We start from the raw sequence: 13,345 nt of genomic DNA, 5'->3' as shown, positions 1-13,345 counted from the left end.
GTTATGCAGGACGAATTGGTGAATCGACCCCTTGTGAAGGCGTGGATCTGGTGGTCGCTGGTCTGGCTGACGGTGTTTCCGATCGTCGGGGTGGTGGTGTCGATCAAATTCCACAACCCGGAATTTCTGGACGGCCTCCCGTGGCTGACCTTCGGCCGGCTGCGTCCCGTCCACGTCAACGGCGTAATCTTCGGCTCCTTTTCCACGGTCTTCTTGGGCTTGCTGTACTACATCGTCCCGCGCCTCTGCGGCGTGCGCATGTACAAGGAGGCATGGGGCTGGTGGCTCTTGCACGCCTGGAATGCGTTTCTGATCCTCGGTTCGCTGTCTCTGCTGATGGGCTACAACATGGGCTTGGAGGCGGGCGAGTTCGAATGGCCGTTGAACATTCTGCGGTTCGCCGTCCTGGGCGCCATCACACTCCAGGTGCTGGTCACCGTCTTCCGCCGGGTGGAAACGCGCTTTTACGTGGCGATGTGGTACGCCACTGCCGCGTTGATCTGGACGATCATGAATCTGATCCTCGGCAACGTGCTGCTGCCCTACACGGAGGATCTCACCGGCGTCAACAGTGCCGCCATGCACGGGCTGTATATCCATTATATTGTCGGGCTCTGGATCACCCCAGCCGGACTTGCCCTCATCTATTACTTCCTGCCGCTGAGCGCCAAAAACGCGCTCTACAGCCACAAGCTCTCGCTCTTGGGTTTCTGGTCGTTAGCGTTTTTTTACCCGTTCGTCGGGACCCATCACTATCTCTATAGCCCCATCCCCCATTGGACCCAGACGATCTCGATTGTGACCAGCATGCTGCTGATCATTCCGGTGTGGACCGTGATCGTGAACTTTTTCGGGACGATGCTTGGCCGGTGGGGCGCGGTGGCTGGTGGCGGAGGGGGCGACAATTACGCCGCCAAGTTCCTAATGCTGGGCGCGGTTTATTACCTGCTCGGGTGTTTCCAGGGATCGGTCGAGGCGTTGCGCCGACTGCAGGAACTGACCCACTTCAACGACTTCGTCATCGCCCATTCGCACCTGACCGTCTTCGGCACCTTCGTCGTCTGGGCGGTCGGGGCGGCCTATTACGTGTGGCCGCGGGTCACAGGCCGAAGGCTGTGGAGCGATCGGCTGGCGAGCTGGCATCTCTGGCTCACCATCGCCGGCTTTACCGTCATGGCCGCGGGGCTGACCGCGCAAGGGTTCGTCCAGGGTTCGATGTTGGAATTCGGCGCCAACTTCGTGGACACGGTCAAGGAGATGAAACCTTGGTGGGTGGCCCGGACGCTGGGCGGTGTGGCGATGGACGCCGCCCTGCTCCTGATGTTCATCAACTTCTACAAGACCGCGCAGGCGGGGTCGCCGGTGGAACGCGAAATTTTCGAAGCCGCGGGACCGGTCGAGACACCGGTGCAGGTCGTCGCCAAAGGGAGTTGGATCGAAAGCCCCTCCACGGTGTTTCTCGCCGCCGGATTCGCCTTCTTTTTCCTGGCGGTCGGCATCCAGGGTATAACGCCCTGGCTCATGGCCGAAACGCGCACGCCGATCGTCGAAGACGTCGTCACCAAACTCCCGATCCGAGTGGCCGACTACACGCCACAGGAACTGCAAGGCCGTCAAGTCTATATCCGCGAGGGCTGCTGGTATTGTCATTCCCAATATGTCCGCCCGGTCACCGGCGAGTCGTTTCGGTGGGGACCGGTCTCCCAGGCCGGGGAATACGCCTACGACCGCCCGCATCTTTTCAGCACCAGGCGGATCGGACCGGATTTGACCCGCGTGGGTCTCAAGTACGGCGACGATTGGCATATCGCCCACCACTGGTCGCCGCAGGAGGTGGTGCCGGACTCGATCATGCCCGCGTTTCCGTGGCTGTTCGAACCGGCCAAGAACAGCGGCCCGCCGCGGCTCAACGAGGAGGGCCAGGCGCTGGTAGCGTATCTGCAGAAGCTAGGCACGGGCATCGGCGACTGGCGCGAAGGCTTTGCCTCGACGCAGAAGGTTGCGGGGCTAGGTCTTGACGCTAGCCCGCAGGCGCAGGAGGATTTGCTCGAGTTCGGCCGGGAGATCTATGCCCGCCGTTGCATCGGCTGCCACGGGGTGCAAGGAGACGGCAACGGTCCGTCGGCGCGGTTCATGGATCCCCGTCCGCGCGATTTTACGAAGGGCGTGTTCAAGTTCCGCTCGACGCCGGGCAAGGATTCGCTCCCGACGGACGTGGATCTCTTCAGCACGATCACGCACGGGCTGTGGGGCACCGCGATGCCGTCCTGGCAAGAGATTTCCGATCACGAACGCCGCGCCGTGGTCCAATATATCAAGACGTTCTCGGATCGGTGGCGGAAGGAGCACGTCGAACGGCCGATCGTGATCCCGCCCGAACCGCCCATCACGACGGCATCGTTGGACAAAGGAAAAGGACTGTTTCTGGCCAACTGCATGATTTGTCACGGTTCCGGCGGCCAGGGAGACGGCCCCATGGTCCCGGTGCTCACAGATATCTGGGGGCAGCCGCTAAAGCCGGCGAATTTCACCTTGCGAGCCGGCGCTGCGGGCGGCGTGAAGCTGGGCCATGACAGCGAACATCTCTTCAGGACGATCGCGACCGGCGTAGGCGGCACCCCCATGCCGGTGTTCAACGAACAATTGAAACCCGAGGAAATTTGGGACATTGTTCATTATGTGCAATCGTTGCGCGTCGCGGCGCACGAAGCCGAACTGGTCGCGGCTGGACTTAAGGACGCGGACCGGGAACAGGCCAGGACCCGCATCTGGGCCGGACTCTCCGCCGCTGCGCGGCGTGGCGACCTGGCGAAAGAGGTGGTGCAGCACCGACCGCACCGGGAGCCTGGAAGCCTGACGGCTCAGGCTCCGGACTCAGCCGTCAACAGGAGGTGAACGGATGAGCGAACACGATGGTGAGCAGGTCTTGCACAAGCCTTCCAACGATCATGAGACCGAACAGGTCTACCACTACCGGCATGCGGGCATCCGCGAGCGAGACGGCGTTGTTCCATTATGGCTCATGCTGGTGGTTCTCGGGCTTCTCATCTGGAGCATCTACTATCTGCTCCGATATTGGAGCCCGACCTGAGCGCCATAGAAGGATAGCGAGTAGCCGGCAGCTGACTTGACGCAGCGGCAGGCTCTACTTTCTTAGGCGAGGTTCTGATGGCGACGTTGTTCTTTGCATTCCTCCTGGCTTTGCTGACCGCGGTCTTTGCCTTGCAGAATACGGACCGCGTGACCGTGCGGTTTCTGATCTGGGAGTATGAAAGCTCGCTGGTGATTGTCATCCTTTCGTCCGCGGCGTTGGGCGCGGCGCTCATGTTTCTTCTGTCGCTCGGCCCCCGTTGGCGACGGGCGCGCGAGACATCGCGGCTGCTGGAGACCATCGAGACCCAAGGAGCGCGCATCCGCGAACTCCAAGAGCAACTCAGCGGGACCCCTCCGACGTCCTCCCACCCCGACTGCTGACCCACCGCATGCACGACATCCTGACCAGGATACCTCAAGCGGCCGGCGCCGGCCGTGTGCGCTGGCGCGGCGGCCAGCTCGAACTATTACCGCTTTCACTTTTTGTGCTGCTGGCTGCCTGCGCATTGCCGCAGGAGGTCTCCAAGACGCCGCGCAGCGCGGTGGAACAACTGCTGCTCACCCACGCCGTCGAACGGGCGCTGGCCAACGTGACCGTGCCGCTGCCGGCAGGCGCGACCGTCGCCGTCGAGGTCAGCGGCCTCCAAACCGATCGCGCGCACGTGCACCTGCAGCGCGAAGGCGACTTCGGAGTGATCGACGCGCCATCGTGGGACCTGGCCTTCGTGCGCGACGCGGTCGCCGCGCGGCTGGGCGAGCAGGGCTACCACCTGAAGCCGCACCCCAGCGAGGCCACTTATCTGGTCCGCGCCATGGTGCTGGCCCTCGGCACCAACCAAGGGAATACCTTCTTCGGGCTGCCGCCGATCCAAAGCGTGCTCATCCCGTTTTCGCTGCCCCAGATCACCCTGTACCAGGAGCAGGATCAGTTGGCGCACGCGCGGCTGTACCTGGACATCTATGAGACCGCCACCGGCCGGTTCGTCCGGTCCACCCCCTGGACCACGGGTAACGCGTACTACAATCAGTACACGGTCCTCTTTTTCTTCACCTTCCGCACCACCGACATCTTGCAGGCGCCGTAAATGCCGGTCATGCGGTCGCTCCACAGTTCGGCGGTCCCTGTCACCGACAGATTGCTCCGAGGAACGTCGAGGCCCATCATAGCCGTGGCCTGGCTTTGCCTCTTGGCAGCTCAAGTCGGGCAACTCCAGGCCGAAGTCGTTGGACCTGAACGCCTGCCGTGGCTCCCATCGATTCCCGGGACCACGCGTTCGGCGGACGGCCGCTTCGCCGTCAGCCTTCCGCCTACAGACACATGGCTTGGCGATCTGCAGCAAAGATGGGTCCTGTGGCCGGAGGACACGCGCGAACCAGAGACCATCGAGCGGGTGTCGGGAGAAGAAAAGGGCCCCCGTATTCCGGAGCCGATGGTGTTCGATCTGGTCCGGCCGCTCGGCGCCACGCGAGGCGAGGCGGAATTCAATACGCTGGGTCTGGTCCCCCTCTCCCGCAAAACGCGCAGGGTGGACGAGGTACCCGATCCGCTGGGCCTGGTGCGCCGGAGTCCCGATACGCAGGGCTTCGAGTGGGCGCCGGAGATCGAGTTCGTGCTGACGGAGGGGATCGCGCTCGAAGTGGAACTGCCGATAGAAAACGCCCGGGTCGAAGCCTACAAGGCGGCGGGGCAAGTCACCTTCGGGACGGCGTGGCGAAACCGGTACATTCACGGCGCCCAAACGATCCTGCAGTATGATCTGGATCCCCACATCTGGACGACCACGTGGCTGTACCTGGCCGGTTACCGTTTGGATGACACGTGGAGCCTGTTTGGCATGTTCGGGCCCCGTTTTGAACTCGGCCGCGCGGCCGGCGGCACGAACGCCGAGCTGCTCAGCAACGTGACGCTCTTCGCGGACGTGACCGACCGGCTCGTCGCCGGGATCGAGACGAACTTCGGGCAGGTCGTCGGCGGCCACGCCGCCTTGCTGGTGATGCCGCAGGTGCATTACGAGGTGAGCAAGTACTGGATGGTCCAGGCCGGAGTCGGCGTGCGTTTGACGCGTGACTTCACGCTGCCGGCCGTCGGCTTCCGGATCATCCGCGAATTCTGACCGGTCGATCCACCATCCATTTCACATTCAGCAGGGAGGCTCGTACCATGGCGGAATTGTCCTTCGAGAACGTCGTTCCGTGGCTTTTGACCGTTGTCGAGAAAGCGGGCGAAGCAGGCTTACGCATCGCATTGATTCTGGTCATCGGGTATCTCGGCCTTCGATTCCTGAGGCTCGGGCTTCAGCAGTTGGAACGGGTGATCATCCTGGCGAACGAACCCGGCGAGCAGGTTCCTGGGACCGCCAGGAAGCGGGCGGCTACCCTGACGGGCATTCTCAGGACCATCGCGTCGGCGGTGATCTGGGCAATCATGATCATCGAAGTGCTTCATCAGATCGGACTGGATATCAGGCCGATCCTCGCCGGCGCCGGCATCATCGGGCTGGCGGTCGGCTTCGGCGCGCAGAATCTCATTCGCGACCTGATCAGCGGATTCTTCCTCATTCTGGAAGATCAGATCCGGCTGGGCGACGTCGCCGTGATCAACGGTACCGGGGGGTTGGTGGAAGCCATCACGTTCAGAACCATCACGCTTCGCGATTTCTCCGGCGTCGTCCATATTTTTCCGAACGGCGCCATCACAACGCTGTCGAACATGACGAAAGAGTGGTCGGCCTTCGTCCTCGACATGGGCGTGGCCTACAAGGAACATCCCGACCGAGTGATGGAAGTCATGCGGCAGGTCGGCGAGGACCTGCAGAACGATCCGAACTTTCGCGACAAATTTGTCTCGCCGATCGAGATCATCGGCGTGGAGAATTTCGCCGACTCGGCCATTGTCATTCGGATCCGCATCAAAACGCGGCCATTAGAACAATGGAACGTGGGACGCGAATACCGCCGGCGCCTGAAACTCGCGTTCGACGCGCAGCGGATCGAAATTCCCTTTCCCCATCGGTCCCTCTACGTCGGCGAGGCCAGCGGTCCTTTCAAGGTGCAGGTCCTGCCCGCCGACATCCCGGTCAACGCCTGATGCTCGCTGCTCTGCCAATGCGGTACAATCGGCGCCGCCCCGGTCCATTCGGACCCGATGGATTCGCAAACACGGGACGTGGTCTGCAACAAGAGCGCATAGGAGGGTGGTATGTTTAAGCATGCGTACGGAATCGTGGTCGTTCTGGCGTTAGCGGCGGGCTTTCTCGGCGGCACGATCGGAAACCGATTCCTGTCGGCGGACCCTGTCGTCGCTCAGGAACTGGCCCCGCGCCAGCGGGTCGTGATCGCCGAACAGTTCATCCTGGTAGACAAGGAAGGCACGCCTCGCGCGCAGCTCGCCGTCTCCGACAGGGGCGCGCCGCGCCTGGATCTCGTCAACAGGGACGGGATGTCCGTCGCGAGCTTGGCCCTGACCGAGGAGGGGCAACCCGACCTCCGCTTGAACGCCAGAGACGGAAGCCCCCGCATCCGGCTGGCGCTTCTCAGCAAGGGCCAGCCCCGACTGGACTTGACGATGGACAAGGAGGGCGCGCCGACGGCGGGCTTCGGACTGAGCGATCAAGGGTGGCCGGACTTGCGCTTGACCGGCAAGGAAGGCAAGGGCGTCGCGACGCTGCTGTTTGTGGACGGGAATCCCCGGCTGTTCCTGGAAGATCAGAAAGGGCAGACCAACGCCGTCCTCGCCACCGCTCCAGAGAAAGCGCACCTCATGTTGTACAAGGACGGAAAGGTCCGGACGAGCCTCGCGCTGGATGGGCTGGACCTGATCGACCAAGAGAACCATCCGCGGCTTCGGGTGGAACTGGCCGAGGAAGGCGCGCCGCGCATCGCGCTGAAAGACAAAGACGGCCACCGGCTAATGACGATGGCTGTGCAGCCCCTGCCGAAAAAGGAAGAACCGATCTTGGCGCTGTATGACAAAAAGGACGCATTGCGCGCAGGCTTGAGTCTGGACGAAGCCGACCGTCCCAGTCTGATCCTGCGGGACCGCCCTCTGCTCTCGCTCATCGATAAGACCGGAGAGGACGGCCTCTTCCTGAGCTTGGAGGGAGAAGACCGGCCGAGCCTGCTGATCAGTAGCAAGAAAGGCAAGCACAGCGCGTTCTTAGGTCTCCGGGAAAACAAGGAAATGGCATTGGACCTGCTGGACGAGAAACATAAGCACCGCGCCAGCCTGTTTCTGGATCCCGAGGGATCCCCTGCCTTGATGCTGCGCGACAAGGAGGAGAAGGTCGTGTGGACGGCGCCCCCCGCGACGGACAAGAAAGGCGAATGAGCCCGGCCTGAGCAACCGCGGATGGCGGGTTCTCTGCGACGGCACCCAACAAGCGACGCTTCCGCGGCCGCCTTGCGACCCCTCCATCGAGGTCTTACCAAAAGCTCGCGCCCCGCTCCGCCGGAATCAAAACATGAATTCGGTCGCCACGTACCCGTAGTTCGAGTGTGAGGCGCCCGGACTGCCCGGCGCCCGTTGCGGAAACGACCCGAACGCGAAATGCGTGAATCCGGCCTGAAGAAAGGCATAATCCGTTAGGCCCCATCGGGCGCGCAGCTCGACAATATGTCCGAGGAACGTTCCGGCCGAGCCGGTCGGATCCTGCAGCCCGGTGCCGACCCAATGCCCTCGCCCGTCAGCCAACCAGGCTGGTCGATGTTGCACGAACAGGTAGACCCGCTTGGCCGGCTTCACGAGGACGCGGTAGCCGGGATAGATTACATTGCTGCGCTGAACGGCGCCGAAAATACCCGTCGGCATCAACTCGAACGAGCGCCGCCCGTAAAGGGTGTCGAACCCGTTGCTGGCATAATCGAATTTGAACAAAAGCTGGGGCGTCCAAGGCAGATCGAACGTGTAGCCGAATTCCCCGTGGTGAAAATGGCCGAAGCCAATGGTCGGCGCGATATTGCCGAACTGATAGTCCGTCTCGACTTCAAACTCGAGCCGGCTCACCCCGCCGAGTTTGAAGATCCTGGCGCCGAGCATCGTGAAATCTCCGGCTTCTCTCCGGCTGGCATGGCCATGATAGGACAATTCCGCGCGGAACCACTCTAGAGGTGGAAGCTGAACATATGCCCCCCACAGGGTGGTGGGGTTTTCAGTGAAAACGTGATCGGCTTTTCTGTGGAACTGCTCAACCGGCCATACGACGAAGCTATGCAGATGCCATCGGTTCCGCTCGCCCAGGCTCCAATGGGCTCCGTCGAAGGCGTTGGTCGCGTTACGAAAGTTATTGCGGGCGACCCACCTTCCCCTGCCGAGGTCCATGTTGACCCGCCCAATATTCAGCTCCGTCGGTAGGCCCATGCCTAGCAAGTTGTCGGAAACGAAATCGATGTGGAGTTGCTGAATATCGGTCTGGTTCACGTGGTTGCTGGTCACGAAGGACCCTGAATCGGTGAGAGACGCGCGGGAATCCTGCAGCTCCACGGTGAGGCGAACCGGATCGAAGATGTCTTGAATCCCGAAGAGGAGCCTCGTGCGCAAAGCCAGTTGCTGGTCGCTGCCGACTTCACCGGCGCGGAATCGTCCATCCAGGGTCTCATAGCGGGTTCGATGCTCCCCGCCAAGCACCAGCCAGGCCGGGCCTTTCAACGCGCGATAGAGCGTCCCCGGCCCCGGCTCCGTCTTCTGCAGAATTTCGTCGTAGATGCCGACTACCTCGCCGTACACGCCGAGGAGTTGTTTGACCCGGACCTTGGAGGCCGGGGGCGCCGCCGGTTCCGTCGGTTGTTTGAGCTGCTGCATCTTCTGACGGGCCCGCTCCTTCGGCCCCTGTTCTTCCAGCTCTTTCGCCTTTTCCTCCTCCCGCCGCTGTTCCAATTTCTTTAGGCGCTCGAGGGCTTTTGCTTTCGGACGCGGTTGAGGACTTTCGGACGGCTGCGGCTCCGGTTGCGGTCCTTGTTGCTCCAGCTTCCGCAGCTTCTCTTCGATCGCCGGCGGTTCCGGCTCGGCGACGCCTTCCGATGGTCGCTGCGGCTGCGCCGCCGTCGTCGCGAACAGCGCGCCGGATGTGACCAAGGCGATGCCGCCGATCACGCCGATTGGCAAGCCATCTCTTAAGAGCTTCATGTCCTGCCGCCTACGTTCCTCATATGACGGTTCATCGCGTTCATTCCGATGCGTCGCGACGGCAACCGACCCTGGTCTCGATCCACGGCGACGGCGCCGCGGCTGTTCGCCGTTCGTTGTCGGCGATCTCGGAACATGTTTACGAATCGAACGCCCAGATCAGCGCCGCGATGGCCAGGTGTTGACTGCCCGTCAGCCCGATCACGCCCGGCGCGATTTCTCCGCCTTTGAAAAATCCTCCGCCGGGACCGGTGGATTCGTCGAATCGGTACTCGAGCCGCAGCCATGCGGTGTGAGGGCCGAGTCGCACCTTGTGTTCGAGCGTCGTGGTGACGGCCTTGAGCAATTGTTCGGAGCCGGTCATCCGCCCATTGCGATCCCAGTAGAATTCGGGACGGACCGCCACGCTCCAGGGTCCGGCAATGTTCCAACGGGCGAAGGCCGCCGCGGCGGTCCAAAAGGTCCGCGGATGGTTGGGGGATTCGGCCGCTTTCTCGGTCCCGATGTCGTACGCCACGGCCAGCGTGAGGCGATCGCGTTTCCATTCGACGATGCTGTCCGAGAAGAACCGCCAAAAGCGCAAGGACGTGTCCACCTGATCAGGCCCGTAATAGAGGTTCTGGGTCACCGTGACCCTAGGCGTCAGGCGCCAGGATATTTGGGCCCCGTAACTCGGCTGATCATTGATATGGGAGAGATGGGTATAGGCGTTGACGATGAAGAAGCCCAGGCTCACGTCGTCGCGGAGCGGGTACCGCGCGGCGACGCCCATGAGGAGGTAGGGAGAGCGATCCGCCATATAGGACCGTGTGTAGTTGAGATTGTCACGCGCGTACAGCGACTGGTAACCGATGTAGCTTTTGAAGATTCCCGCTGTAAGGGTAAGCCCTCTGCCGACCGGGGCCAGATAAGAGACGTTGGCCTGACCGACGCGGCGGAGTAGGTCCGCCCCATCGATCGGCTTCTCGCGGATTTTGATCGGCTCCGGAGCCAAATCTTGAGTGTCATAGCCGGCCTGGAGCGCCAATTCCATTCCCCACCTGGAGTCCTCTCCAGGTCTCTTGCGCGCGTATCCCACCACCATGTTTGGCGCCAGTTCGTTGACGCGCGGGGTCGTGGTCTTGCTGCGCCAGAGATGATTTTCGGGAAAATTGAAGTTGACCGCGTAGCTCAGATCGACGAACCCGCCGTAACGCCAGTCGCCGGTCCGGGCGCCAGGCTCGTCGGCGAGACACCGGGCCGGAATGATCGCCAGTGTCAGCGTCGCACCCGCCGCCAAGAGAACCGCGACCATCATGAGGCGGACGACACCGCCGGCGTCGCGAGCGTCAAGTTGCCGCTCTTGATGTGAATGTCGCGTTGGGGATACGGGATCTCGATCCCGTGCTCGCGAAACTTCCGGATGATGGCGTAATTCAGCTCGCTCCGGAGCACGCCGGGACGATCCGTATAGTCCCTCGTCCAGACCCGCAGGATGAATTTCAAGGAACTCTCGCCGAACTCCTGGAAGAGCACATCGGGCTTGCGGTCTTTCAGCACTCCGGGATGACTCTCAGCGACCTCTAGCAGGAGCTTTCGCACCACCTCGGGGTCCTCGCGATAGGACACGCCGATGGGAACAGTGAACCGCACGTCCCTGGTTGTATAGCTCCAATTCGTGACTTTCGAAGAGATGAACTCGGAATTGGGAATGATAATCGCAATGTTGTCGTTAGTGACCACCGTCGTGGCGCGCGCCGAAATGTTCACGACATTTCCCGTCACGCTCCCCACCTCGATGCGGTCTCCGATTTTAATCGGCCGTTCGAAGAGGAGGACCAGGCCGCTCACCAGGTTATTGGTGATCGTTTGCAGACCGAAGCCGACTCCGATGCCCAGTGCGCCGGCCAGCACTGTCACCGTGCTGAGGTCGATTCCGACGGTCTGCAGAATGACCACGAACCCGATCGCAATGACCACGTACCGGACGATCGAACCCGTCGCCTGCCGAACACCGATGTCGATCCGGCTTCTCGCGAGCAGGGTCAGCACGATCCAATCCTTGAGTTTCTTCGTCAACCACAGCAGCAGAATGAAGAGGACGACTACGGAGACAAGCGTCCACAGCGTCACCGGCGTCGCACCGCCTTTCAACAGTGGAACGTTAAGCCAATCCTTGATCGATTCGAATGCGCGTCGCAGAGCCTCCATCGCATTTCCTTCCCTCTCACATTCACAAACACAAAAGGACGGCAAAGACGCTCACGAATGATCCCGTGGACTATTCGGATTTCGCTGCGCGCGGCTTTCGCCCTGTCTGCCCAGGAACGTTTCGATCGGAGCAATTCTGAACGCCGGAGCCTCATAGGTTTTCGGCAGGTATTCTTCCGGAATCGTCGTCTTGTTCCCGTCCCGGATCTGGGCATAATGGGGCGACATGATTTCGACACCGGCCTCGTTGAATTTGTCCTGAATATTCTGATGCAGTTCCGAATAAATACCGGCCATCTTGTTCGGCTGATCGGTGTAGGCGTTGATCTCATAGGTGACATAGAAATCGTTCAGGCTGGTCTGCAGCACGAACGGCTCCGGCCGCTGCAGAATATGGGTGGTCGCCTTGGCCGCATCGATCAACAGCTTGTGGACCGTCCGCCACGGCGCGTCGTAACCGATGGTGACGCTGGTGTGGAGAATCAAGCCGGAATCTTTGGCCACCGTGCTGTAATTCACGATATGACTGCCCAGGACCAAGGCATTGGGAACCGTGATTTCCACATTTTTCGTCGTCCGGACCCGCGTCACCAGCAACGTTTTCTCGATCACGTCCCCGACGGTGTCCGCAATCTTGACGCGGTCTCCGACCCGGAACGGCCGCATGTAAGTCAGCACGATCCCGGATACGACATTGCTGACAGCGCCGGTGGAGCCCAAGGAAAACAGCACGCCGAGAAAGACGGAAATGCCTCTGAAGGCTGGTGAATCGGAACCGGGAATATACGGAAAGATGGCGACCGCGCCGAACACGATGACCAAAAACCGGACGATTTTGTAGGTCGGCTCCGCCCATTCCCGATGAAAACCCGCGAAGGTCACGGCCCCGCGCTCGATCCCCAGGAAGACCACATGAATCAGTTTGATGATCACCCGGACCACGAAGATGATGACGATAATCGAGACCACGTCCGGCACATAGGTCGCGAACGCCTGCCCAATGGCCTTGAGCGTGGTCAGAACAGCGCCGAAGAGCTGGGCCGAAATCCCCTTGGTCCAAGGGAACACGCCGAGCACGGTGGAAACGTAAAAGTACAAAATCAGCAGGGTCGCGACCACCCGAACAGCCGTGGCCGCGGCGATCAGCGCCTCGGCGATCTGGCTGGCCGAGAGGATCTCGACCCGTTGCAGCTTGATCGACTTGATGCGGGTACCCCGCCAATCTTCGATTGTGGTGTAAAGCTTCGGAAAGTACCGGTGAAACACCACCAGCACAAGGATAAGCACGAGGGTGTCGATCACCGCGAATAGCACATCCATCAAGATTGCCTTCGAGCTGGTCTCTTCGCGCGTTCGACTCAGGACCTGTCGGATTTTGAACGCATACTCTTTGGCGACGGTCTGCCTGGGCTTCCCCAAAGGACGGGCATCGCCGTCAGTCACCGTCATGACAACCTTGTCACCGGCGACAATCTCGGTCAGGTGTTCTCGGTCTACCGTCGTGATCGTATCAGGCGCGGTCAGCGGGTCTGTGGATAAGCGCCGCAAGCGTTCGGCGATAGCCGCGGCCCGGTCCTGCGGAGTGAAGGCGCCCACGCTGTCGTAGACAGTCAACAAATCCTCCTCTCCAAACCGCACAGGCGCCCCAGCCGGTTTCTCAGCAGACAGCGGCGCGGGAGCCTGTGCCGAAGCGGGCGACGCGGTCAACAGAGCGAGCAGGGTCGAAACCATCAACGCTTGTTTCGCCATCGTTCCCATAGGCAATCCTCCGATGTCGTGCGGGAACCTGCCTCCGCACTGGCCGACGGCGCGCGGAAGGCCGACAGCCAGACGCATTGTCCCACACTCACTGTCGATGCGCCAGACAGCAGGCCCGCCGGCGAGCGAGGCGCCGGCGCTGAGCATCACCCCTTAAGTACGGCTGCTGTTCCGACCACCTCG

At 61.6% G+C, this 13,345-nt stretch carries 11 protein-coding genes; 7 read left to right on the top strand and 4 right to left on the bottom strand.

Features of this window, described 5'->3' with window-relative positions; translation table 11 throughout:
- The first annotated feature begins 3 nt into the window (after positions 1-3).
- The 7 genes from ACWHTU_RS05495 to ACWHTU_RS05465 all read left to right on the top strand — a co-directional run bounded on the left by ACWHTU_RS05495 (position 4) and on the right by ACWHTU_RS05465 (position 7,420).
- Positions 4-2,895: a cbb3-type cytochrome c oxidase subunit I gene (locus ACWHTU_RS05495; RefSeq protein ID WP_447862286.1), complete on the top strand. Its 2,892-nt coding sequence runs from the start codon at positions 4-6 to the stop codon at positions 2,893-2,895.
- Positions 2,896-2,899: 4 nt separating this feature from the next.
- Entirely contained in the window at positions 2,900-3,091 is a 192-nt protein-coding gene (locus ACWHTU_RS05490) for a cbb3-type cytochrome c oxidase N-terminal domain-containing protein (RefSeq protein ID WP_447862285.1), read from the top strand.
- Between the two features lie 77 nt (positions 3,092-3,168).
- Positions 3,169-3,474, top strand: a complete 306-nt coding sequence (locus tag ACWHTU_RS05485; RefSeq protein ID WP_447862283.1) for a LapA family protein — start codon at positions 3,169-3,171, stop codon at positions 3,472-3,474.
- An 8-nt stretch (positions 3,475-3,482) separates the two neighbouring features.
- On the top strand, positions 3,483-4,178 hold the full coding sequence (locus ACWHTU_RS05480) for a hypothetical protein (protein WP_447862281.1): 696 nt from the start codon (positions 3,483-3,485) through the stop codon (positions 4,176-4,178).
- A complete protein-coding gene (locus tag ACWHTU_RS05475) occupies positions 4,179-5,207 on the top strand; it encodes a hypothetical protein (RefSeq protein ID WP_447862280.1) in 1,029 nt (342 codons plus the stop codon).
- A 47-nt stretch (positions 5,208-5,254) separates the two neighbouring features.
- Positions 5,255-6,181 carry a mechanosensitive ion channel family protein gene (locus tag ACWHTU_RS05470; protein ID WP_447862278.1) on the top strand — a complete coding sequence of 309 codons (927 nt, stop codon included), beginning with the start codon at positions 5,255-5,257 and terminating at the stop codon, positions 6,179-6,181.
- A gap of 111 nt (positions 6,182-6,292) precedes the next feature.
- The gene (locus ACWHTU_RS05465; protein ID WP_447862276.1) at positions 6,293-7,420 is read left to right on the top strand and encodes a hypothetical protein; all 1,128 of its coding nucleotides are present in this window, start codon (positions 6,293-6,295) and stop codon (positions 7,418-7,420) included.
- Between the two features lie 126 nt (positions 7,421-7,546).
- Here the strand turns inward: ACWHTU_RS05465 and ACWHTU_RS05460 are convergent, their stop codons facing one another.
- The 4 genes from ACWHTU_RS05460 to ACWHTU_RS05445 all read right to left on the bottom strand — a co-directional run bounded on the left by ACWHTU_RS05460 (position 7,547) and on the right by ACWHTU_RS05445 (position 13,162).
- Entirely contained in the window at positions 7,547-9,214 is a 1,668-nt protein-coding gene (locus tag ACWHTU_RS05460; protein ID WP_447862274.1) for an alginate export family protein, read from the bottom strand.
- A 139-nt stretch (positions 9,215-9,353) separates the two neighbouring features.
- On the bottom strand, positions 9,354-10,511 hold the full coding sequence (locus tag ACWHTU_RS05455; RefSeq protein ID WP_447862272.1) for an outer membrane beta-barrel protein: 1,158 nt from the start codon (positions 10,509-10,511) through the stop codon (positions 9,354-9,356).
- Entirely contained in the window at positions 10,508-11,404 is an 897-nt protein-coding gene (locus tag ACWHTU_RS05450; RefSeq protein ID WP_447862271.1) for a mechanosensitive ion channel family protein, read from the bottom strand. Before ACWHTU_RS05450 ends, ACWHTU_RS05455 begins: the two co-directional genes overlap by 4 nt.
- Positions 11,405-11,455: 51 nt before the next feature.
- Complete coding sequence (locus tag ACWHTU_RS05445) at positions 11,456-13,162, bottom strand: mechanosensitive ion channel family protein (RefSeq protein WP_447862269.1); 1,707 nt, start codon at positions 13,160-13,162, stop codon at positions 11,456-11,458.
- Positions 13,163-13,345: the final 183 nt, after the last annotated feature.

This window comes from Nitrospira calida, from assembly GCF_976986435.1.
This window is presented reverse-complemented; position numbering and strand designations above follow the sequence as displayed.

What these genes read in the sequence shown, in the direction of transcription:
- ACWHTU_RS05495 (WP_447862286.1), top strand. Translation starts at nt 4, where the DNA reads ATGCAGGACGAATTGGTGAATCGACCCCTTGTGAAGGCGTGGATCTGG.
- ACWHTU_RS05490 (WP_447862285.1), top strand. Translation starts at nt 2,900, where the DNA reads ATGAGCGAACACGATGGTGAGCAGGTCTTGCACAAGCCTTCCAACGAT.
- ACWHTU_RS05485 (WP_447862283.1), top strand. Translation starts at nt 3,169, where the DNA reads ATGGCGACGTTGTTCTTTGCATTCCTCCTGGCTTTGCTGACCGCGGTC.
- ACWHTU_RS05480 (WP_447862281.1), top strand. Translation starts at nt 3,483, where the DNA reads ATGCACGACATCCTGACCAGGATACCTCAAGCGGCCGGCGCCGGCCGT.
- ACWHTU_RS05475 (WP_447862280.1), top strand. Translation starts at nt 4,179, where the DNA reads ATGCCGGTCATGCGGTCGCTCCACAGTTCGGCGGTCCCTGTCACCGAC.
- ACWHTU_RS05470 (WP_447862278.1), top strand. Translation starts at nt 5,255, where the DNA reads ATGGCGGAATTGTCCTTCGAGAACGTCGTTCCGTGGCTTTTGACCGTT.
- ACWHTU_RS05465 (WP_447862276.1), top strand. Translation starts at nt 6,293, where the DNA reads ATGTTTAAGCATGCGTACGGAATCGTGGTCGTTCTGGCGTTAGCGGCG.
- ACWHTU_RS05460 (WP_447862274.1), bottom strand. Translation starts at nt 9,214, where the DNA reads ATGAAGCTCTTAAGAGATGGCTTGCCAATCGGCGTGATCGGCGGCATC.
- ACWHTU_RS05455 (WP_447862272.1), bottom strand. Translation starts at nt 10,511, where the DNA reads ATGATGGTCGCGGTTCTCTTGGCGGCGGGTGCGACGCTGACACTGGCG.
- ACWHTU_RS05450 (WP_447862271.1), bottom strand. Translation starts at nt 11,404, where the DNA reads ATGGAGGCTCTGCGACGCGCATTCGAATCGATCAAGGATTGGCTTAAC.
- ACWHTU_RS05445 (WP_447862269.1), bottom strand. Translation starts at nt 13,162, where the DNA reads ATGGGAACGATGGCGAAACAAGCGTTGATGGTTTCGACCCTGCTCGCT.